The sequence below is a fragment of the Hymenobacter lapidarius genome, from assembly GCF_001816145.1.
GTDB lineage: Bacteria > Bacteroidota > Bacteroidia > Cytophagales > Hymenobacteraceae > Hymenobacter > Hymenobacter lapidarius.
Map to the genome: position 1 here is coordinate 69,032 of NZ_MDZB01000120.1, position 21,340 is coordinate 90,371.

15 protein-coding genes and 2 pseudogenes are annotated in these 21,340 nt (G+C 62.0%); 4 read left to right on the plus strand and 13 right to left on the minus strand.

Going from position 1 to position 21,340, the window contains the following annotated elements; genetic code table 11:
• Positions 1 to 251 precede the first annotated feature (251 nt).
• The 4 genes from BEN47_RS13370 to BEN47_RS13380 form a co-directional block, all read right to left on the minus strand.
• The gene (locus BEN47_RS13370; RefSeq protein ID WP_125921671.1) at positions 252 to 950 is read right to left on the minus strand and encodes a hypothetical protein; all 699 of its coding nucleotides are present in this window, start codon (positions 948 to 950) and stop codon (positions 252 to 254) included.
• Between the two features lie 16 nt (positions 951 to 966).
• A complete protein-coding gene (locus BEN47_RS13375; protein ID WP_070728898.1) occupies positions 967 to 1,278 on the minus strand; it encodes a helix-turn-helix domain-containing protein in 312 nt (103 codons plus the stop codon).
• 94 nt (positions 1,279 to 1,372) lie between these two features.
• Entirely contained in the window at positions 1,373 to 2,254 is an 882-nt protein-coding gene (locus BEN47_RS21030; RefSeq protein ID WP_125921672.1) for a hypothetical protein, read from the minus strand.
• Positions 2,255 to 2,261: 7 nt separating this feature from the next.
• Positions 2,262 to 3,521 (minus strand): site-specific integrase, encoded by a 1,260-nt coding sequence (locus tag BEN47_RS13380; RefSeq protein ID WP_070728899.1) that lies wholly within the window; start codon positions 3,519 to 3,521, stop codon positions 2,262 to 2,264.
• 341 nt (positions 3,522 to 3,862) lie between these two features.
• On the opposite strand from BEN47_RS13380, the pseudogene BEN47_RS13385 reads away from it, so the two are divergent.
• Positions 3,863 to 4,521, plus strand: a pseudogene (locus BEN47_RS13385) (IS1595 family transposase).
• Positions 4,522 to 4,619: 98 nt separating this feature from the next.
• A complete protein-coding gene (locus tag BEN47_RS13390; protein ID WP_070728900.1) occupies positions 4,620 to 5,279 on the plus strand; it encodes a sce7726 family protein in 660 nt (219 codons plus the stop codon).
• A 268-nt stretch (positions 5,280 to 5,547) separates the two neighbouring features.
• On the opposite strand, the gene BEN47_RS13395 is transcribed toward BEN47_RS13390, so the two are convergent.
• Complete coding sequence (locus BEN47_RS13395; protein WP_204378325.1) at positions 5,548 to 6,438, minus strand: glycoside hydrolase family 30 protein; 891 nt, start codon at positions 6,436 to 6,438, stop codon at positions 5,548 to 5,550.
• A 26-nt stretch (positions 6,439 to 6,464) separates the two neighbouring features.
• On the opposite strand from BEN47_RS13395, the pseudogene BEN47_RS21805 reads away from it, so the two are divergent.
• Positions 6,465 to 6,653: pseudogene (locus tag BEN47_RS21805) on the plus strand (DinB/UmuC family translesion DNA polymerase); the annotation flags it as partial.
• Positions 6,654 to 7,015: 362 nt separating this feature from the next.
• The gene (locus BEN47_RS13400; protein ID WP_070728902.1) at positions 7,016 to 9,145 is read left to right on the plus strand and encodes a carboxy terminal-processing peptidase; all 2,130 of its coding nucleotides are present in this window, start codon (positions 7,016 to 7,018) and stop codon (positions 9,143 to 9,145) included.
• 263 nt (positions 9,146 to 9,408) lie between these two features.
• Here BEN47_RS13400 and BEN47_RS13405 read toward each other — a convergent pair whose 3' ends face one another.
• The 8 genes from BEN47_RS13405 to BEN47_RS13435 all read right to left on the minus strand — a co-directional run bounded on the left by BEN47_RS13405 (position 9,409) and on the right by BEN47_RS13435 (position 21,260).
• On the minus strand, positions 9,409 to 9,675 hold the full coding sequence (locus BEN47_RS13405; protein WP_070728903.1) for a hypothetical protein: 267 nt from the start codon (positions 9,673 to 9,675) through the stop codon (positions 9,409 to 9,411).
• Positions 9,676 to 10,183: 508 nt separating this feature from the next.
• Positions 10,184 to 10,879 (minus strand): hypothetical protein, encoded by a 696-nt coding sequence (locus BEN47_RS13410; protein WP_070728904.1) that lies wholly within the window; start codon positions 10,877 to 10,879, stop codon positions 10,184 to 10,186.
• A 2-nt stretch (positions 10,880 to 10,881) separates the two neighbouring features.
• The gene (locus tag BEN47_RS13415) at positions 10,882 to 12,891 is read right to left on the minus strand and encodes a hypothetical protein (protein WP_070728905.1); all 2,010 of its coding nucleotides are present in this window, start codon (positions 12,889 to 12,891) and stop codon (positions 10,882 to 10,884) included.
• 481 nt (positions 12,892 to 13,372) lie between these two features.
• Positions 13,373 to 14,956: an AsmA family protein gene (locus BEN47_RS13420; RefSeq protein ID WP_070728906.1), complete on the minus strand. Its 1,584-nt coding sequence runs from the start codon at positions 14,954 to 14,956 to the stop codon at positions 13,373 to 13,375.
• A complete protein-coding gene (locus BEN47_RS13425; RefSeq protein ID WP_070728907.1) occupies positions 14,941 to 16,647 on the minus strand; it encodes an AsmA family protein in 1,707 nt (568 codons plus the stop codon). Before BEN47_RS13425 ends, BEN47_RS13420 begins: the two co-directional genes overlap by 16 nt.
• 306 nt (positions 16,648 to 16,953) lie before the next feature.
• Complete coding sequence (locus BEN47_RS22200; protein ID WP_239691610.1) at positions 16,954 to 17,643, minus strand: S41 family peptidase; 690 nt, start codon at positions 17,641 to 17,643, stop codon at positions 16,954 to 16,956.
• Complete coding sequence (locus tag BEN47_RS13430) at positions 17,525 to 20,371, minus strand: LpqB family beta-propeller domain-containing protein (RefSeq protein ID WP_070728908.1); 2,847 nt, start codon at positions 20,369 to 20,371, stop codon at positions 17,525 to 17,527. The genes BEN47_RS22200 and BEN47_RS13430 overlap by 119 nt, the downstream gene beginning before the upstream one ends.
• Before the next feature lie 181 nt (positions 20,372 to 20,552).
• A complete protein-coding gene (locus tag BEN47_RS13435) occupies positions 20,553 to 21,260 on the minus strand; it encodes a hypothetical protein (RefSeq protein ID WP_070728909.1) in 708 nt (235 codons plus the stop codon).
• Positions 21,261 to 21,340 lie beyond the last annotated feature (80 nt).

The window sequence follows — 21,340 nt, forward strand, 5'->3', positions numbered from 1 at the left end:
GTATCTTTGAGTTAAAGTAGTGGTAGCAGCTTCCTAGCCCGAAACAGCCCGCTACCGGCCGGCTCCCGCTCAGGTGGGGGCCGGCCTTTTTCGTTTCGGGGGGGGGCTGAGGTGGGCGTGAGCAACCGGTGCTCGGTGCGCTAGCGGGCCTGCCTCGTCTGTTATTCGTCTGCTATGTCCTTGAAAGGGTAGGGGCACAGGGCTGGGCCTAGCTGCCTTTGTCGAGAGCCTGAATTCGGTCCACTTCCGGACTATTCCGCGCCCTCGCTAGCTGCAGCTTCACCGGCCAGCAGCGGCGCGAGCCAGCCGGGCAAGTCGCGCAGCACTTCGCGCAGCAGGCCCACTGCGGCGCGGGCGTTGGCTTCGCGGTGCCGTGGGCTATAGGGACGTTCCCCTATCACTAGCACCAGCCAGCCGGGACGGGTGTCGTACTGCCCCGGTTTGGCATAGGCCACAGCCAGGGTACGGCCCACTAGGGCGCGGTCGCGGCGGTCAGCTTTGTAGTCGCCCACTAATAGGGCCGTTACCCCTGCCGTGCCGAACTGCTGAGGCAATTCTACGTTTCGCAGCCCCGTTAGAAATTCCTTGCGGGGGCTTTGCAGCATTATCTCGCATTGGTGCTTATCGGTGTAGCGGGCCTGGGGCCGACACATATACAGCACCTCAAAAGCCGTGAGGTCGGACGGTAAGGGGCACGGCTGGCTGAATAGTTCAAACTCCAGCGTTGTACCGTTCAGGCTGGCCATATAGCTGCTGGTTGCGTGGCTATACACCGCCACGGCGGGGCGGCGGCCGGGCGTAGGAGCCCCGGCCGGGCGGCGGGGCCGGCGCGGTGGCCGGGTTGAGCCGGGCAAGGGCTCTAGGCGGTGGGCGCGAGAACTAGGTGCATAGGCGTGGCGGGCGGCGCGGGGCGCGGCGGCCAGACGGGCGAGGCGGCGGGTATGTTGCATAGCTTCCTAGCCCGGGTTAGCCCTTGCGGTGCTGGTAACGCTGGTGGGCGCGCCCCGCCTCCAGCACTCGCTCGCGCTCAAAGTACACGCGGCGGCCTAGCCGCACGAACGGCACAAGCCCACGTTTTTTCCAGTCTCCCAACGTGGTTTTGCTTATGCCGAATGCCGCACAGGCTTCCTGCATGGTGAGCAACTTGCCGGCCGGCCCGTCAGGGCCCACCGTGGGGGCGGTCTGGCCTGCCATAGTAGGCAGCAGCTCGCGTAGGGTTTCGCTCAGCAGCTCGCGGAACGTGGCCGGGCTATCGGCCAGAATCAGTAGGTTTGCCATCAGTCAGGGGGTTAGTGATTGACTAAGGCAAAGGAGGGCCGGGTAAAGGGCGAACCGAAAACCTAACCCACCCTAACCCGCCCTAAACGTTGCCCTAGCCCTCTCCTGATTCTGCTGCTGCCGCTCTAGTCGAATCTAATCCGTTCAAGACATTAGCCAGTCGTATGGTATTCGCATTGTTGGGCTTTCGGCCGTTTGCTTTACTAAGTACTTCCTCATCTACGTGGCCTTGAGATAGTTGCTCAGGGGTAAACTTGCTGAGGTAGGTAGAGAGTGCCGTAGCAGCGTTTTTACTCGCGGTGGGTGGCACTTGAAACAGTTGGCATACGTGCCGACACAATGCGGATAGGTTTCCATCGGGCCCCCGGTGGGCAGCGAGGTCGATAAAACCACCGCGAGCCATTCGATAAAGTAGCTCTGCTAGGTCGGCAACACTACCGGTCCAGTTGAGACTTGAGGGGTCGTTTCTAACCGGGCTAGGGAGTTGAATGCTGGTTTGATTCATAGACTGCCGTTTTTCTTCCAGCCATAACTCAGCTAATTCGCAGTTGGCGACTACTCTTTTATCACAGTCGACAAATCTGTCAAGTATCGAGCAATAGTAGTTCTTCCTGCCAAGTAGAGATGTCGAAGCCTCGACAATTCGCAATCGGATTTCAGCAAATACACCTTTTAGATATTCTAAATCTATAATATCAATATGTTTCCACTGTTTGTTGAGATAAGGACGAACCATATAAACATCGCAATTTCCAAAATATGTGATTAAGCAGGTCGTGTATAGAGGCCCATAGTAGACTGGCAAGTCGTGTTCTAGCCACTTTTCCCAATTGTCTAATCTTGGTTCCATTGGTAGGGAGTCGCGTCCAGTATTTCGCCTGTAATGCAACACTCCCTCAGCATAAGCATAATCCTTATACTGCCTCATGCCTTCATCAAGGCGCTCTTTAAGGGTTTGAAATTCGCTGGCGTTCATATGTTTTCTATACAGCTACCCGCATCAACGGCGTATTTTGACGTTCTACGTACTGGGCAAATTCATCCTGCACCACGGCATCCGTAATCTTTAGATAGCGGTGTAGCGTCTTATAGTCTTTGTGGCCGGTTATCCGCATCACGGTTTCGGGCCGCATTCCGCCCTCCAGCGCGAGCGTTACGAAGGTGCGGCGGGCGGTGTGGGTGCATATTAGTTCGTGCTTCGGGCGGGTAGTGGCTACCCGTTCGCTACCCCGGTGCTGGGTGGTGGTGGTGGGAGTATTGAGCCGGGCCAGCCGGGCAATAATTTTCAAGTCCTGATTGGTTTTCTGGTTGCTTTTCACCGGTAGGGCCCGGCCCTCGCGGTGGCCAGCGTAGCGAGTAAGTATGCTTTGCGCCAACGGCGAAAGAGGCACCCGCAACAGGTCAGCCGTTTTTTGGGTGGTGAGTAGCAGGAACCCCTCGCCCACTTGCTCAGGGCGTAGGGCGTACACGTCGGAAAACCGCAAGCCGGTTTCGCACTCAAATAGAAACACGTCCCGCGTATGCTCCAGGTAGGGCAGCGGCTCCAGGTTCAGGGTAAACAGCCGGTTCTTTTCAGCAGCAGTCAGGTACACTACTTCAGGTAGCGCGGCCTCCAGCTTGCGGAACCGTTTGAAGTGGGCAAACTCATGCTTGCCTTGCTCAAACATGGCGTTCAGGAATGCCTTTAGGTATTTGATGTTGTTGTTTATTGAGGTGTTGGCAATGCCTACCGTTTTCAATAGGTATGTTTTGAACCCCTCCACAAAGTCAGCATCTACACTCGTGTATTGCAGATTGAGCCGGCGTATCTTAGCGTAGGCCGTGAGGTGGCCCACCAGGGTACGGTAGCTTTTGATGGTGCTGGGCGTTTTGTCGCGGCGGCATTCCTCAATCCAGGCCGCGAGTTGCACCAGCAGGCCCTCAGGCGCGGGCGGCGGCGCGGCGGCCCCCGTTAGTTTGCCTACCAGCGCCCGCAGGTCGTCGGGCGTGGCCGGGGTGCCTTGCGCGGCTAGCTTGGTTGCGGCTTTGTCTAGCTCTTTGGCCAGAAACTCTAGCAGGGTGTTGTCCTCGCTCCAGTTGGTGCGGCTACGCCGAAACTTTTGTTTCGTCGCGTCCCACTCGCTGGGCACTACCGTTATCGGCAAGTAGATTTTCTTCCGTTTCCCCTCCAGGAAACAGGCGGCGTATAGCGCCGTAGGCCCGTCGCCATCGGCGCGGGTCAGATAGTATTTGGTTCTTAGCATTTCCTAGCCCGGAAAGTGTGTAGGCGAATATACTGCCTACAATTCTTGCGGGACACGTTGCGGGACAAAACTTCCGGTTTGCCCCGGTTTTAGACGTTCCTATCCGAACCCCGAACCCCTCAGGAACCGCTCTAGAGGTGTTTCTAAGGTAGATTAGGTAGCAGGTAGTTCGGGTGTTTCGATTCCGAGTGGGCCCACAAACAGTCCCTGTAAGTAGCTAACAAATAGCTGTTTACGGGGACTATTTCTTTGTTGCGGGACAAAATTTCCATGATGCCTATTTGCTAATAATCATGGGGCTTAGGAAGCAAAAACCTGAAAACAGGGCGTAACTTACTGTTATGCAAATTGTTAACTGTTATTATAAGTGTAGCAAAATTTCCGAGGTCAAATTTCGCTACTTGTTACGGCTTTTTGCCTTGGATTTGACGGCCTCGACTGCGGCCCAACTCACGGGCTTGAGCACCCGCGCCGTCAACGCGCTCTACCTGCGGCTGCGCCACCGATTCTTGGCGTGGAGCCCCGCGCCGGCCGAGCTGGCCGGGGCCATCGAACTCGACGAAAGCTACTTCGGCCCGCGGCCGGGGCGCGGGCGGCAAAACCATCGTCTTTGGCCTGTTCAAACGCGGCGGGCAGGTCTACACCGAAATCGTCCCGGATTGCTCGAAAAAGATGCTGCAAGCCATTATTGGTGGCAAAATTGACGTCGCGGCCATGGTCAACACCGACGGCTGGCGCGGGTACGACGGGCTGGTGGACGTAGGATTCAACCGCCATTTTCGAGTGCGCCACGGCCAGGATGCGTGCGGCCAGGGGGCTTCGCACATCAACGACATCGAGTCCTTTCTGGAGCTTCACCAAGGCCCGCCCCCACCAGTTCAAGGGCGTGCCCAAACACCCCCTTTCGCGGCATCTCAAAGAATCTGCATTTCGCTTTAATCATCGCTACGAGAACCTCTGTAAATTGCTCCTCAACTTACTTCGTCAACAGTCCCGCTGACTTGGTTTGCTTCCTAAGCCCATACTTGATTTGGAAAACGCCTTTTTATGGGGTTAATCCAACTTGTCAGGCCGGCCCAGCTTACTTTTGGGGCTGCTATGAACGACCCGGAAATCCGCGCCCTGCTCTACCCACTGCTCACGGGCGGCGTGTACGTCGACGAGCTGCCCACCGGCACCACCCGCGCCGATGTGGTGCACATCACGCCGGCCTTCATGCACGGCTACGAGGTGAAAGGCGACGGCGACACCCTGCAGCGCGTGGCCAACCAGCTGCGCTGTTACGGCGAAGTGTATGATTTCGTGACGTTTGTGGTCACGGAGAAGCACTTGCTCAAGCTGCTGCCCCTGCTGCCCGAGTGGGTGGGGGTGCTGGTGGCCTCGCCCGAAGGCCTGCGTGCCCACCGCACCGCCGGCTACAACGCCACCGTAGAGCGCCCGTCCTTGGCCAACCTGCTGCTGCTGGAGGAGGTGAAGCAGTTTCTAATGGCGCGGGGCCTGGCCGGCGTGAGCACGCTCCGCAGCCGTGAGGTGGGGCACTTCCTGCGCACCACCACCACGGTGCCGCTCTCCTGCCTGGCCCAGTTCGTGCGCGACCGCCTCATTGCCCGCCTGCCCGAACGCCTCCTCATGCGCGCCGAGCGCAAAGCCGAACGCGAGCGGCTGCCGCCCCGTCGCAAAAAAGCCAAGCGTAAAAAACCAGACGCCCGCAAGAAAGCCGCCGTGAAAAAGCCCGCTGCAACATCCAAAATGGGGTAGGAGGGCGAGCGTCATCCCCCGAGCTTTAACGGCATTAATGCGTTGATAGCTTTTACCACAGTACCCACGCACGGTAGTTGAACAAGTATTTCCCGCAGGGGTCGCGGAGGGAAATAAAGTTAGAAAAGCAAAGCGTAAGTGCTTTACCAACAGCTTTACAGCACCATGGTCATAATGGAATGGGCGGCCGACGTGGTTTTGGCGGCCTGGCCGTCTATCCAGAGTTGGAAATCCAGGGGCTTGTCGGTCTGGTTCATCCCCACCACGGCTAGGCTGCGTCGGGGTTGCGGAAGGCGGTGGTTTGCAGCACGTCGCGGTTTGAGGAGGAGCTGATGCGCCGGGCGCCGGGCCGGATGAATGTGGAGAAGTGGCCGATGTAGTAGTAGGCGTTAGTGTATAGCAGCTTGCCGGTTCTGGTGTCGGTGATGATGGGGGCGAAGCAGAAGTTGCCTACGTGGTTGGGGCCGCCGGTTTCGTCGAGCAGCACGTTCCAGTCGGTCCAGCCCACAGTGCCGGCGTTGAAATCGCCACTCATCGACATGCCGTACCGCTCGCCCAAGGCCCAGTGGCCCACGCGGTCCAGCTTAAAATTCTCCACGCAGCCTTCGGTGAAAATCAGGTTTTTGTCGGGATAAGCTTCGTGCACGCGCCGCACGTTGTCGAAGAGCATGGCGCTGCCGGTCCGGGTTTCGTACCAATGGTAGCCAATGCCCCACACGTACGTGGCTGCCTGCGGGTCGTCGAGCACGGCGCTGGCGCGCTGGTACAGCAGGTCCCGGTTGTGGTCCCAGGCAATGAGCGTCTTATTTCCCAGCCCGCTTGTCTGCAGCGTGGGCCCGAGGTAGCCCTTGATAAAATCCCGTTCCTCTTCACCCGTAAAAATGCAGGACTTCCACTTCTGGATGGCCATGGGCTCGTTTTGCACCGTGAGGGCCCAGACTGGGATGCCTTGCTGCTCGTAGTCCTTGATGAATTTCACGTAGTAGTTGGCCCAGGCTCGGCGGTACTGGGGCAGCAGTTTGCCACCGCGCAGCATGTTGCCGCTGTCCTTCATCCAGGCCGGGGGGCTCCAGGGGCTTGCGTAAAGCGTGAGCCTGCCACCGGCCGCTGCTATGGCTTGCTTGATAAAGGGAATCCGGAATTGCTCGTCGTACCTCACGCTGAGTGCTTTAATATGCTGATTTCCAGAAAATAACGCGGAGCCGCAGCACCGTGGACGGCATTGCCAGCCTAGCGGTTCTGGAGCGCCTGTGCCGGGAAATAGTCGAAACCCTGTTCCCGCTGCCCAAAGGCGTGCGGCTGCTGGGCGTGTTCCTCTCCAACCTGAGCGACGTGACATCAGCCGCCGGCCGCCAGCTACCGCTGGGCTTTTAGCAGGGCATTTATTGCAGCCGAAGTATTGCAGCAGCTGCGAGGTTGTAGCGCGAAGCACCGCTCCGCGCTACAACCAACGTCCTAGGCTCAAAATGCTGGAAATGCGACTTTTCCCGGGGAAACTTGGTTGTGCCAATTACCCCGGATGGCTATCCAAATGGCGGGCCTTTGTAATTAGAGATATATTAGTAGTGGTGTAGCTGCTTTTCGCAACCTTATTAGTCCCTTTGGGACTTTATAATGCTATTTGGTGCGATTGTAGCATATCAGTTGTCACCTTTGGCGCAGCAAGTGCTTCCTGCCAGGGCGCGGCCAACCCCCGGCGCTCGTTCATACTTCTTTCTTCCGAAATCCTTTCTCGCATGCAAGTACCCCGTTTTAAGCTAGGATTGTACGCTACGGCGGCCCTGTTGGGGCTGGCTTCTTACTCCGTGTACCAGGGCACGCCCCCGCGCGACCAGGTGGTGCTGGGTACCATGCTGCAGGGCTTGAGCATGGCCCACTTCCAGCCCGAAAAGCTGGACGACCAGTTTTCGCAGCGCGTGTTCGACCTCTACCTCAAGCGGGTAGACGTGAACAAGCAGCTGCTGCTGGCGCCCGAAGTAGCGCAGCTGCGCCGCTTCCAGACCAAGATTGACGACCAGCTGAAAGCCGGCACCCACGAGTTTCTGGACGTGACCAGCCAGATACTGGCCAAGCGCACCCTCGAAATTCAGGTGCTGTACCGCCAGCTCCTGGCCCAGCCCTTCGACTTCACGGTGCAGGAAACCTGGGAAACCGACCCCACCAAGGCCGTATTCGCGGCTACGCCCGCCGCTCAGCGCGAGCAGTGGCGCAAGCTGCTGAAGTACCAGACCCTGGCCCAGCTCTCGGAGCTGATGGACGAGGAGGCGCGCAAAAAAGACAAGCCGTTGGCGGTCACCAAAGTAGGCGCGGCCGCCTCCACCACGTCGGAGCGCCTGCGCACGCCGGTGGAGCTGGAAGCCGCCGCCCGCAAGCGGGTGCTGAAGTACTACGACGAGTCTTTTGCCGACCAGCTGCAGAACGATGCCGACGACCGGCTGGCCGAGTTTGCCAACGTCATTGCCAATACCTACGACCCGCACACTGAGTATTTTGCGCCCATCGTGCGCGACAACTTCGACATCGCCATGTCGGGCCGCCTGGAGGGCACCGGCGCCCAACTGCAGGAAGACGAAGGCAAGCTGAAAGTAACGGACATCGTGGCCGGTTCGGCCTCGTTCCGGCAGGGCGAGCTGAAGGTGGGCGACGTGATTTTGCGCGTGGCCCAGGGCGCCGCCGAGCCGGTGAGCGTGGAGGGCATGCGCTTTGAGAAAGCCGTGAAGCTGATTCGCGGGCCCAAAGGCACCGAAGTGCGCCTGACGGTGCGCAAGCCCGACGGCGCCACCGTGGTCATTCCCATTATCCGTGACGTGGTGGTGATTGAGGAAACCTACGCGCAGTCGGCCATCATCAAGCGCGACGGGCGCAACTACGGCTACATTCACCTGCCTGGTTTCTACGCCGATTTTGGCCGCAAAGGCGGCCGCAGCAGCGCAACCGACGTGAAAGCTGAGCTGGCCAAGCTGAGCAAGGAAAACGTGGCCGGCGTGGTCCTCGACCTGCGCTACAACGGCGGCGGCTCGCTGCAGGACGCCGTGGAAATGGGCGGCCTCTTCGTGCCCACCGGCCCCATGGTGCAGGTGAAAGACAACCGCAACCCCGCCGAAGCCCTGAGCGACACCGACCCGCAGGTGCAGTACGGCGGCCCGCTGGTGGTGCTCGTGAATAAGTACAGCGCCTCGGCTTCCGAGATTCTGGCCGCGGCCATGCAGGACTACAAGCGCGGCGTGGTGATGGGCAGCACCACCTATGGCAAAGGCACGGTGCAGCAGGTGTTCGACCTCGACCGGGCCGTGTCGCCGGACCTGAAGGGCCTCAAGCCCCTCGGCTCGCTCAAGCTCACCCTGCAGAAATTCTACCGCGTGAACGGGGGCTCTACGCAGTTTAAGGGCGTGGTGCCCGACATCATGCTGCCCGATGCCCTCACGTCCTTCGCCAAGGGCGAGCAGGAAGCCGAATACGCCCTGAAATGGGATGAGATTGCACCCGCCACCTACCAGCCCACCAATACGGTGACGTCGGTGGAGCAGCTACGGGCGGCCAGCGCCGCGCGGGTGGCCGCCAGCCCTGGCTTCCGCCTCATCATGGAGGCGGCCGACCGGGCCACCATCCGCCGCAAGCAAACCACGCTGTCGCTGAACCTGGCGGCCTACCGCGCCACCCAGCAGCAGGCCCGCGACGCCAACAAGCAGCAAACCGCCGCTCAAAACGCGCTGCCGTCCCTGGACGTGACCACGCTCACGGCCGATGCCCGCCCGGCTCCCGGCGACTCGGCCGTGGCCAAGCGCGCCGCCCGTTTCCTCAAGCCCCTGCGCAAAGACGCCGCCCTGGCCGAAGCCGTGGCCGTGCTCAACGACGGGCTGAAATAACGAGAAATTGCAACCGCAAAACGCCCCTGTCGCTGGAAAGCGACAGGGGCGTTTTGCTTGGCAGATAGGGACGTGGCTTACTTCACCTTCACACCGGCACGGCCACGGGGCCTTTTTCTTTCTCGCAGCCGAAGAAGGCGAGCAGTAGCAGCACGGAAAGCAACAGGCGCATAAAGAGAGGAGAATAACGGGACGGAAGATGGGAAAAAAGGCGCCGTTCGAGCGAACGGCGCCTTTGCAAGGCTACGGGCCGGGCCGGCGGCTCACTTCACTTCCACGGTGAAGGTGCTTTGCTGCTCATAGATGTCTTGGTCCTCATGTATACCCGGCTCAAGGGAGTAGGCCTTAGTGTGCTGGGCAAACAGGTCGAAATTGTTGGTCTTGCCTTGGTTGATAACGTAAAACGAGTCATCGAGCACAGCCTTTTGCTCCCGGCCTTCCGCGTCGGGCGGCAAGGAGATGAAGGGGAGAAACCGCCCCAAAGCCTTTGTGCCTTCGGTGGGCACAAAGAGCAGTGAAATGGAAGTCACGCCGGCTTGGGTGGGAACCAAGCCTATACGCGCCCGGTAGCGCCTACCATCGTGTACCAGTTCAAATGAGCCCGTAGAACCGCCGCCTATACTGGCTCGGCCGATACGTTCGACTAAACGAAACGTCCGTGCAGTGCCGGTTGGCTCTTGAGCAACTCCCGGTAACTGCTGAAAAAATAACCCAGACCGCAAAGCCACGTCTTGGGGCCGGACGCGAAACCGGCGTCCGCTGTGGCGGTCAAGCAACGAGTCGGAGCAGTTCATTTCCAACCAGAGTGTATCTCCGCGCTGCATGGTGCGGGCGGTGGGGTGATAGTGACCCCCGGTAGGAAGCCTACCGGCACGGCCACGGGGCCTTTTTCTTTCTCGCAGCCGAAGAAGGAGAGCAGTAACGACGAGGCAAGCAACAGGCGCATGATAGAAAATAGAAATACAGGACGGAAGATAGGCAAAAAGGCGCCGTTCGAGCGAACGGCGCCTTTTCGGGGCTACGGGCCGGGCCGGCGGCTCACTTCACTTCCACGGTGAAGGTGCTCTTTTGCTCGTAGATTATTTGTATCTGCGGAGTGCCGGGCTCTAGGGCAAAGGCGCGGGTGTGCTGGGCGAACAAGTCGAAGTTGTTGGCTTTGCCACCGTTGACAACGTAAAAAGAGTCATCCAGTACAGCCTTTTGCTCGCGTCCCTCGGCGTCCGTAGGTAGAGATATAAAGGGAAGGAACTGACCAAACGCCCGGGTATCGTCCACAGGAACCATTCTAACAACGATGGCCGTAATACCAGTTTGGGTCGGAATCAAGCCAATCCGAGCGCGGTAGCGACTACCGTCATATATCGGCTCAAAACTAGCGCTAAAGGAACCTTTTACTACAGCTCGCCCCACCTGCTCAACCAAGCGAAACGTTGGGGCGATGTTGGTTGGCAACCGACCAATACCTTCGAGTCGCTGGAATGCAATGTACGACCGCAAAGCCACATCTTGGGGCCGGACCCGAAAGCGCCGTCCGCTGTTCCTATCGAGCAGCGAGTCGGAACAGTTCATATCCAGCCAGAGCGTGTCGCCCCGCTGCATGGTGCGGGCGCTGGGCATGATGGTGACCTCCGGCAGAAAACCCACGGGCACGGCCACGGGGCCCTTGGGCTTCTCACCACATTGCACCAGCGAAAGCAACAGACACAAGCCAATAATGTGGTTTAGGTGTATCATGCTTACCAACGGTAAGATGTTACTAGCTGACCCACTTCAAAAGACTGCAAGCCGTTGGTCTGAGCATTTACCTTCGATTGGTAGCCTCGAACGGAGACTACATCGGATTGTAAACCCCGAAATATGCTTACAGGGGTGTAGGCCGTTACATTGTCGATAACGCCTGTGGGTTCAGGTGTGTTATCGGTCATATCGTGATACATTCCATAGACAAACCATCCTTGATTATAGGCTACTCCATTGACATCTGATGGGACTTGTTGATCCAAGTAGTCTAGAGCGTCACTAGCCCTAATTCCAGCGTTAGTACCTTGATACTTATTAATTGTGAACAGACGTTGCACGTACTCTCCCCAGCCTTCGCTGATGGCGATGCGGCCGGAGCCCGAGTCGGTTTTCTCCCCGTAGCCGTCGTGCTGCACGATGTGGGCGATGTACCCCGTCCAGAAGTCGTTGCCCACTTGGCCGTAGTGTTGGGCGTGGCCCAACTCGTGGTACAGCAGCGGCTGGAGCTGGTGGGAAGCTAGCGCGCCCTGGTCGCCGGAGTAGCGGATAGTGATATCGGGAAATTGCCGTTGGAGTACGGCCCGGAGCAGGGCGATGCTGCTGCCCGCCGCTCCCGACCCTATCAGCAGGTAATCGATTATCTGGCCAGAGTTGGGTGTGCCCGCCATCTTGCGGAGCATGGGCGCCGCTCCAGAGCCCCCACCATTGGATTTGGGGAAATAGGGAAAGAGCCACACGTTCAGGTTTTGGGGCGGGGCGGGCAGGCCGCGGGCGGCGGCAAAAGTCTGCTCGTCGGCTAGCGTATTGAAGAGCGTGGCGGCGGTCCAGGTCGAGGCACCTTTGCTTTCGCGCTTGTCCAGGCCGCCCTGGAAGCTGATGTCATACAGCACCGTTTCCATTGATGTGCCCGAGTACGAGCCGAGCTCCGCGTTGATGGGCAGTACGGCTTGCCACACCCGCACGCCACTGATGATGCCCCGCGTGGTGGCTAGGCTGTTTTTAAACTCCAGGGAGAGCTTGGCCATGTTGGAGTAGCTGGTGCCGATGTAGAAGCCACCCTGGTTGTCGGTGAAGGTACTGCCGAACTGGAACCACCGCCGCGATTCCACTTTCACGCCCCGCAGCGGCACCATGCCTAGGTCGGTGTCCTCCACCCGAACGGTGCCCCTGGGGTTGTAACGCCGGTGGCGGGCCTGGGCCCCGGCTAGCTTGCCTTCCATTACCTCGTCGGGGTTGCCGCTCAGGCGCATGGCTTCGTTGTAGAGCGCCAGCGGCGACACCCCGGCGTCTTTCAGCTTCTGGGTGGCCTTGGCCTGGTTTGTCAGCTTGCCTTTTTTGTTGGCCGAAGCCGTGCGGGCCACGGGGCACTGCAGGTAGCAATTACACGAGGGGTCGTACTGGGTCTGGCATTCGGCCGGGCCGGGGTCGGGGGCGGGCTCCCAGGGGTCCACGTCCTGGGCATCACCGTCCTCGGCGTTGAATAGGAACAGCTCCTGAATCTGCTCCCTCGGGATACCGGCCGGCAGCGGGGTGCCGGTGGGCACCACGGTGTAAATCCAGGCGATGTTTTCGGATTGGAAATCCACGGTGGTGTTGGCGGCTACCGACTCGTCGAGCGGCTCCCAGGAGAGCCGGAGGCCGGCGTCTTCCAGGTCGGCCAACTGGTTGGTATTGTCGGCCTTAAAGCGCAGGTAGAGGTGCGTGGGCTGCACGGGGGTTGGGTCGGTGGGGGTTGGGTCGGAGGGAGGAGGGCACTCCAGGCAGTCGGAGGGCGATTCCGGCTCAACGGCGGACGATGACGACGCAGCGGTTCTGCCGCTGCCACGCTGCGGACGGGTGGTAGCCAGTGCCGCAGATTCTTTCTTCGGATTTTTCAGGCTCTTGTATGCCTGACGCATCAGCGCTACGGAGAAGGGGTTGACGCCGGTGGTTTGCCGGCGGGCATCCGAGACCGCCGTGATGCCCGTGGAGGAGGGCTCCAGCTCAGGCGGTTCGCAGCCGCTCACCAGCGAGAAAACCGCCAGCAGGGCTAACGCCAGCGGTGAGCGGAGCGCGCGCCGAAGTAACGGCGGGGGGGGGGGGGGGGGGTAGACTTCATACAGTCAAGCGTGGAGGGGTAGGTGGTAAAATGAACAAGGTGTAGAACAGTAGCGCAGGGAGCAATTGCTTCCAGTCGATGCGGGCAAAGCTAGACAGTCAGGGTAGCGCAGGAAAGGACATGTAGCGTGTTTTTTAGACATGCAAATATTTGAAATATTATAATAATAGTTATATAAAATAATAATATAATTGAATATTTTTCCTTAAAAGTAGCGCTGGGAGCTTGTTTTCGCTCGAAAAAACAAGCGTTTTGTGACATTGGATGTAACCAGGCTGCATGGGAAGCTCAGCAGGAGGCTGATGTTGGTACCAGTTTACACCTGCACGAGTGGGTAGTCTAGAAATGAACCCACTGGCTCTTTCAACTCTGCAAGAGGCAAAGCCTGCCTACCGCCCCAGGCGCATGGTGGTGTCCAGCCGCTCGGTGCGGAGCAGGGCGCGGTACTGCTGGCGCAGGACGGCTTGTTCCTGGCGCTGCTCGCCCTTTTGGAAGAAGCGCACCTTGTACTTCTCACCGGGCGCGTCGCGCCGCAGGTTGATGTAGGTGAGCTTGCGGTCGGCGTTGCGTTTGGGCTCGCCTTCCTGGATGCGCTCCACGCGCTTGTTGTTGTTGCCAAACAGGGCCTGCAGAGGTTTTAGGCCCACAAACAGGTTGCTGCGGCCGTTCAGGCCGTAGCGGCCGCTCACTTCCAGGCTGCTGATGTTGCTGTTCAGGCGCAGGCCGGGAATAAGCAGCTGGCCATTGGTGAGAATGAACTGGCTGCTCACGGGCTCAAAAACCAGATGGCTGCTGCGCTCGGCTTTGATAAACTTTAGGGCCTCCATCAGCACCTCCACGTTCAGCAGCTCCAGGTCGCGGAAATCGGTTTTGAGGTAGCCCACAGTAGTTTGCAGGTCGGGCAGAAACGTGGGCCCCAGGTTGGTGCGCAGGTCCACCACGCCGCGCAGGCTGCCGCGGATGTTGTCGCCGCCCAGCACGTTGAGGCCCATGGCACTGGCGGTGGCAAAAAGCGGCGAGAGCTGCAGGTTCTCCAGCTGCACCTGCGCCTGGGCGGGGTGATGCGCCCGGTCGGCGGTGCTGAGCATTTGCCCCCGCAGGCTGATTCGGCCCTGGAAAGCATCAAAGGTGCAGTTGTCGAGCTGGGCCTCGCCCTCCAGCAAGCGCGACACCAGCCGAAACCGCGTGCCCCTGATGGCGGCGTAGCGCACCTCGTCGGCTTCCACCCGCAGCACCGCGCTCAGCACCCCGTTTGCCACCATGGACGTATTCTGCTGTGCTTCTTTGCGGGTGGCGCGCCGGGCCGCCCGGGCCTGGGTGCGGGCCGTGGGGGCCGCGCTGGCGGGGGTGGTCAGGCTGGCCACCAGGGCCAGCAGGCGCGGCACGTCCAGGGTGGCGTAGCGCAGGGTCACGTCGGCATCGGCGGCTACAAAGCGCAGGTTTTCCACCTGCACGGTTGCGGTGGCCTCCCCCTTGCCGCCTTCGGGCGTTCGGAAGCGCAGGACGGGCATTTGCAGGAGCTCCCCGGTCTTTTGCAGGCGCATTTGCACGTCGCGCAGGCTCTGGTCGCCGGGCAGCTGCACGTGGCCGATGTCGATGCTGAGCCGGCCGTTGGCGGCCAGCAGCAAGTCCCGCAGGGCGGGCATGGCCGCGCCTTTGCCTTTGGCGGGCGCAACCGGAGCCTCGGGCTTTCGGAGGTGGGCCACAAACTGCTCGTAGTCGAGTGTAGCGAAGCGAATACCCAGCTGGTACTGCACCGGCGCCACGCGGTTGTCGGGGTCGGTGGGCCATTCTACCTGGCCCTGCACGCGGCCGCCCCACACGCGGCCGGCCAGGTTGCGCAGCTGCACGCGCTGCCCGTCGTGGCGCACGGTCACGGCCAGGTCGTTCAGCGTGTCGGTGGCCAATAGCAGGCGCTGGCAGCGCAGGTCCACGTTCAGGAGCAGGCCCGGCGGAATCAGCTCGCTGCCCAAGGTGGCGGCCAGCTGGGCGCGGTCGCGCGGGCCCCGGGCGGCTTGGGCAGGCTGCTGGGCGAAAACCCCGGCCCCGCCGTGCGCTGCAGGGGCCGCAGCAGGCTCCGCAGCCGGTCCAGCCGCAACTCATCGACCGAGAAGGTGCCGCGAATGCTGGCCGTGGGGTGCTGGTTGTTGAGGTAGTCGTAGAGGTAGGTGGTGGTGGCCGAGGCCCGAAACCGCATGCCATTGAGCACACCGGCCGCGTTCGAGAGGCGCCAGAGGCTGTCCCGCAGGCCAATCTGCACATTGAGCTGCGTCAGCTCGGCTTCGCGCCGGGGCAGACCAAAAGCCGCGCCGCGCAGGGCCAGCGTGCCGCGCAGCGACAGTCCCTTTTGCGGTGGTCCCGGATAGGGCCGGCCGGCCGGCGCGGGGAGCAGGCCGCGCACCCGCAGGTCAAGGTCGGCGATGCCGGCGCGGGCTCGTATCTGCCTAGGGGCCAGCACGGCGGCCAGCCCCGGCAGCTCGGTGCGCCCCCGGAAATGGCCGTTTACATACGGGCGGCTGAAATCCTGCAGGGTCAGGGCCACGTCCAGCTTTCCCACGGGCGAGTAGATGCGGCAGCGCTGCAGGGTGAGCACCGTCGATTTGATGTTGTGGGCGGGGCCGTTGTCGTAGGTGCCCTGCAGGTCCCAGCGGTTGATGCGGCGCGCGGGCTCGGGCCACCGCAGGCTGGCGTTGCGCAGCCGGAACGTGAGCACGTTGCGGGGCGTGACGGTGGGCCCGCTCAGCCCCGTGATGGTGTAGTGAATGTGGGCCTTGCTGGGGCTGGTGGCGCCCAGCAGGTAGGGTTCGAGGCGGGGCGGCAGGGCGGCGTGTAGCACCTCCGTCAGGGGCTGGTTGCCAATGAATTTCAGCTGGAGCCGGGTGCCCACGGGCTGGTTGGGGTCCACGGTGTGGGTGCCGGTCACCCGAATGGTGTCGCCGTTGAGGGTGGCACGCGTCTGGTACAGCAGGCCCTGGCGGTTCTCAAAAGTGTACTTGTAATGCACCCAGGCCTGCACCGGCTCGCGCTCAAACAAGGTGCCAGACCGGGTGCGCAGGTAGCTCAGCTGCCCGCCGAGGGAGCCGGCCACGCGCAGCACGCCGCCCTGCAGCCGGGCCCTGAGCCGCGCCTGCCGCACCCGCACCCCAAAAGCACTGCGGGAGTAGCCGTTGTGTGAGCTGAAACGAAAATTGTTGACCACCAGCGTCTGCAAGTCCAGGTTGAGGGCGGGCGGGGCGCCCGTGCCCTTGCGGCGCTTGCCGCGCAGGCCCCAGGAGCGCCCCAGCGAATCTACCCGCTCGCGGAAGTCCACGTCGGTTATCACCAACCGGGTGATGTGGATGTTGCCGCGCAGCAGGCTGGCCAGCTCCAGGCGCATGTCGGCTCGCTGCAGGCGCAGCACCGGCACCCGCCGCTGGTGCGAGGTGTCGGTCAGGCTGATGTGGTGCAGGGATGCCGTGAGGTGCGGGAAGTCGCGCCAGGGCGAAAAATCAACTTCAAACGGCCCCAGCACCAGTTCCGAATTCGCCGTGAGGCCTTGGCGCACTTCCTGCGCAATGCGCCGCCGCCCGTACTCCGTGCCGAACAGCCACACGGCCACCAGCACTCCCGCCACGCCCAGCAGCAGCACCGAAGCCAGTAGCCGACGGACGGGAAATGATTTCATGGAGCGAAATAGTGGCAGAAGGTAAAGGCACAGCCGTGCGCAACGTGGTGAAGGTATCGCCGCTTACGCAAAAGGACGCTACTTAGCGCAGTATTCAGGTTAGCTTATACGGCGCGACTGAAAAACCTCACCCCCAGCCCCTCTCCCCAGGAGAGGGGAGCTTGACGACTGGTACGTCACCTGAAAACCACTCCAATCACCACAGGTAGCTACTACACGCAACAGCCCCGGACACTACTGCCCGGGGGCTGTTACAAATTCTACCAAGTCCTTTTTTCTGCAAAGCCAGGCCGGTTTTTTTAGCGGCTAGCGGCCACCTGCGGCACCCGCAGTGCCGGGCTTGAGCTGGCCCAGCAGCTCCTTCACGGCGGTGTCCAGCTGTATGTCGCGGCCGGTGTAGCTCTCGCCCATGGGCCGGGTCACGGCCACGTCCACGGGGCGGGGGTTCATTTCCATCACCTTGCCGTCGCGCGCGGCCCGGATGGTGCTGCCCGGCAGGCGCAGGCTGGAGCCATCGAGCAGCGTGGCGCCGCCGGTGAAGATAATCCAGCCGCCGGTGGGCTCGCCCACTATCTTGCCCAGCTTCTCGGCCCGGTAGCCTTCGCTGAAGTCTTCGGCATCGGACAGGGAGTGCTGGTTGGTGACGAGCACCGTGGGCAGCTCCAGGGCACGCTGGCCCAGGGCGGTGCGGGCCGGCATCGGAGTGGGCTGGCTGCGGTTGCTCATGGTGAGGTAGCTGCGGCGCGCCAGCACGTCGATGGCGTACACGTTCACGAAGCCGCCGTTGTTGTTGCGCACGTCCACTACCACACCTTCGCGGCCCATATTTTCGGCGTCGAGGTCCAGGTAGAGCTGCGCCAGCGCGCCGGCCGACATATCAAACATGTGCACGTAGCCCAGGCGGCCGCCGCTGGCTTTGGCCACGTAGGCGCGGCGCTCCTCTACCCACTGCCGGTAGTCGAGGGCTTTTTCGGTTTCGCGGCTGATGGGGCGCACCACCACGTCGCGCTCGGTGGCGACCGTGGCAGCGGGCGCGGTCTTGCCTTTGCGCTTGCCAGGGGCAGGAGCTTTGGCCGCGCCGCTGCTCAGGCGCAGGGTCACGCGGCGGCCCACCTGGTACTGCAGCAGCTCGTCGAGGTTGGTGCCGGGGGTGAGGGCCGTGCCGTTCACGGTCAGTAGCACGTCGCCGGGGGCGGATGCCGGCCAGCGCGGCGGCGCTCAGCGGCAGCACGGTGCTCACCCGCAGGCGGCCGTTCTGCTCGTATTCGGGTGCCTCAAAGCGCAGGCCGAGGCGGCCCGTGGCGGCCGGCACGGTGCCGCCCGCGGCGGGGGCGGGGTTGTGGCCGGAGTGCGAGGCGTTGAGTTCGCCAATCATCAGGTTGGTGAGGCGGCGGGCCTCGTCCACGGTGCGGGCCCCGGCAATGAGGGGCGCATATATCTCGCGCTGCGCAGGCCAGTCCACGCCGTTAAAAGTTGGGTCGTTGAAGAAGTCACGCATCAGGCTCCAAGCCTGGTCAAACACCACCATCTTCTCCTTCTCAAAGTCTACATCCATCTCGGCGCTCACCGCCACGCTGCGCGGGGTGCCTTTGCCGGTTTCCACGGGCACTACCTTAATGGTGCCCTGGTCGAGGTAAAATATCTCCTTGCTGTTGGGCGAAAACTGCGCGTCTCGCTTGGCGCCGGTGGTGGAAGTGAGCTGGCGCACCACGGCCGGCTCCTTGCTCAGCTCATCGAGCGGATACACGTACAGGTTCGACTGGTTGGCTGAAAAAGCGGTGAGCAGCAGCCACTTGCCGTCGGGGCTGACGCTGTGCGAACCCACGTTTACGCCCACGGGCAGCAAGCTCAGCCGGCGACGAATGTCTTCAAAATCAACCTTCACCGGCGGCTTGTTGGCTTTGGCGCCCGCTACGCCTTTTCTCGTGCCAATGGAGTCGGTAGGGCCGCCGGGCAATACCACGGGGCGGGCCGCCGCGGCCCTGGTTGAGGGCGCCGGGGTTCTGCCGGGGGCGCTGGGCGCTGGCGCCGGCTGCTCCTTAAACAAGTCCCGGAACTGGTCTTCGCGGAACCGGGGCGTGCGGGGCAGCAAATCGACGCGGGCAACCTGGGCGTCCTCGGTGCGCTGGCCGGTATCGAACAGCAGGTACTTGCCATCGGGGCTCCACGAAACGGAATTGGAGTTGGTGTTGGCCACAAAGCTCACGGCGCGGGCCGTGCCGCCCGCCGCCGGCACCACCGAGGCATTGGTGAACCCACGGGCGCCTCTGGGCATGAAGGCCAGCCACTTGCCATCGGGCGACCACACCACGTCCCGCTCGGGGCTGGAAGGCGGGCGGCCGAAGATGCCGCTGGCCAATACTTTATCCTGAGAAGTGGCCACGTCCAGCACCCGCAGCTCGCGGGCATCGCGCTGGAAGGCCAGCAGCTTGCCATCGGGCGAGAAGCCGGGCGCGGCGTCGTTGAGGACGCTGTTGGTCAAGCGCGTTTCCTTGCCGGTGCCAAAAGCGTAGCTGTAGAGGTGAGAAGGGCCGTCGCGCTCCGACACGTACACCAGCCGGCGGCTATCGGGCGCCCAGGCCAGGCCGGATTCGGCGGCCGGCGTTTGCGAAATGCGGGTGGCCTCGCCGCCATCGGCCGCCGAGGCGGCGAATACTTCGCCGTGCACCACAAAAGCCACTTTGGTGCCGTCGGGCGACAGCGCCAGCTCTTGCAGGCGGTCGGAGAAACGCATGCGCTCCACGGCCGGGCCGGCAGGCACGCCCCGGCGCTGCACCACCACTTCGCGCACCTGGCCGTTGTCGGTGTCCATGGTCCACAGCTTGAAGTTGCGCTCGAACGCAATGAGCTTGCCGTCGTAGGAAATGCTGGGCCAGAGCACGCGCCCGTCCTTGAAGGAGGTGACGGCCCGGGCGGTAGTTTTATCACCGTTCAGGCCTAGCACCCAAATATTTTCGGGCCCGGCCTGGTCCGACACGTAGAACAGGCGCTGGCCGCCCGCGCCCCACATGGGCCACAGGGCTTTGCCACCGCCCGTAGTCAGGGCCTCGTAGGTGGGCGCGCCGTTGGGCCCTTCGTGCCGCAGGGTAATTTCCGATTCGTCGAGGTGGCTGTGGCCGTGGCGCCACCACTGGTTGTTGGCAATGCCGCGGGCGCTGAACGCCAGCAGCTTGCCGTCGGGGCTGGGTGCGGCGAAGAATTCGTTGGCGTAGCGGTCGGCGCTTACCGGGGTGGGCGTGCCGCCGGTGGCCGGCACCCGGTAAATGTCGTTCATGCCGGCGATGTCGCGGCTCGACGAGGAGAAGTAGAGCCATTTGCCATCGGCCGACCAGTTGTCGAGCTGGTCGGGGGCGTCGTCGAAGGTCGCGCGGCGCAGCTCGCCGGTTTCCAGGGCCAGCACGTACACATCGCCGTTGCCGGTGCGCGTGGAAATGAAGGCCAGCGAACGGCCATCGGGCGAGTACAGTGGCCGGCTTTCGGTGGCCGGGTGAGACACCAGCAAGCGGGCCTCGCCGCCCGCCACTGGACTGGTCCAAATATCACCGCCCGACACAAAAGCCAGCTCCGTGCGGTTGGGCGACACGGCCGGCTCCGAGAAGTACGGAACCGGTGCCGGGGCCGCTTGCATACCCTGGGTCAGCAGGAAAGCAGTGAGGAAAGGCAGCGTGCGTGCCGCCCGCAGCCAGTGGCTAATAGGCTTTTGGTGAAGTAGTAAAATTGCCATCAGAAAGACGTTGCTATTTGAAGCGGTAATAGTACAAGCAATTATTGAAATGCTGTTTGACCGCTGGAAAAACGTAGCGCCGGGACGCGAAGCACTGCTTCGTGTCCCGGCGCCGGCTGGGTGTCGTGCGGGGATGTGAAGCACCGCTTCACGCTACGGTGAGAAACCGAATGCCCCAGGCTTACTGCACGATGCGGGAGCGCAACAGGGCGCGGGTGTGGGGCACGCCCTGCACCACCACGCGCTGACGAACAATGCCCACGTTCGGGGCCCAGGCATAGTAGGCCGGCCAGCCGCCCTGCGAGGCGTCGCCCCTGGGCAGGCTTACTTCCATCACGTCGGGGTAGGTCCGGGCCCCGAGGGCCAGCGGCCGCGTGTGCCAGTAGGGCTGCATACCGCCCGCCAGAAAATCCGTGCGGGCGCGGTCGCGCACGATGATGTACGGAAAGACGTACGCCCCGCCCACGTCGGCCGTGCTGTTGGGCAAGGACTCGCCCCGCGTCACGACCCAGCACGGCCAGTTCTCATCTCCATCGTCGCTGATGTTTGCGCCGCACAGCCGGTGCGTGCCAAACACTTGGTCCGGGCCGCCCTGGCTCGAACGCGTCCGCATTTCGAAAACTTCATACTTGTTAATCGGCGCGCCGGAGTACAGTCCGCCTTGGCGCACTTCAGTCAGCTTTGTCGAAACGACCCAGACGCTGTCGAGCTGCTGCGTGGCCGAGTCCTGGTAAATCCAGTGGGTGCCGGGCTGGAACAGCACGTAGGCCTTGAGTTCAGCCGGCAGGGGCACGGCGTCGGGCTCGGGCTCGGGCTCTTCGCAGGAAACACCCAGCAGCAGGGGCAGGCCCAAGGCCAGCAGGGCTTTACTAAACAAGTTGAGTTTCATGGTAGAGGCAGATGGGAGGAGCAAGGTACTACCGGATGCTGCGCAAACCGGTGGCCAGCGGCGGTGAAGTGAATTAACCA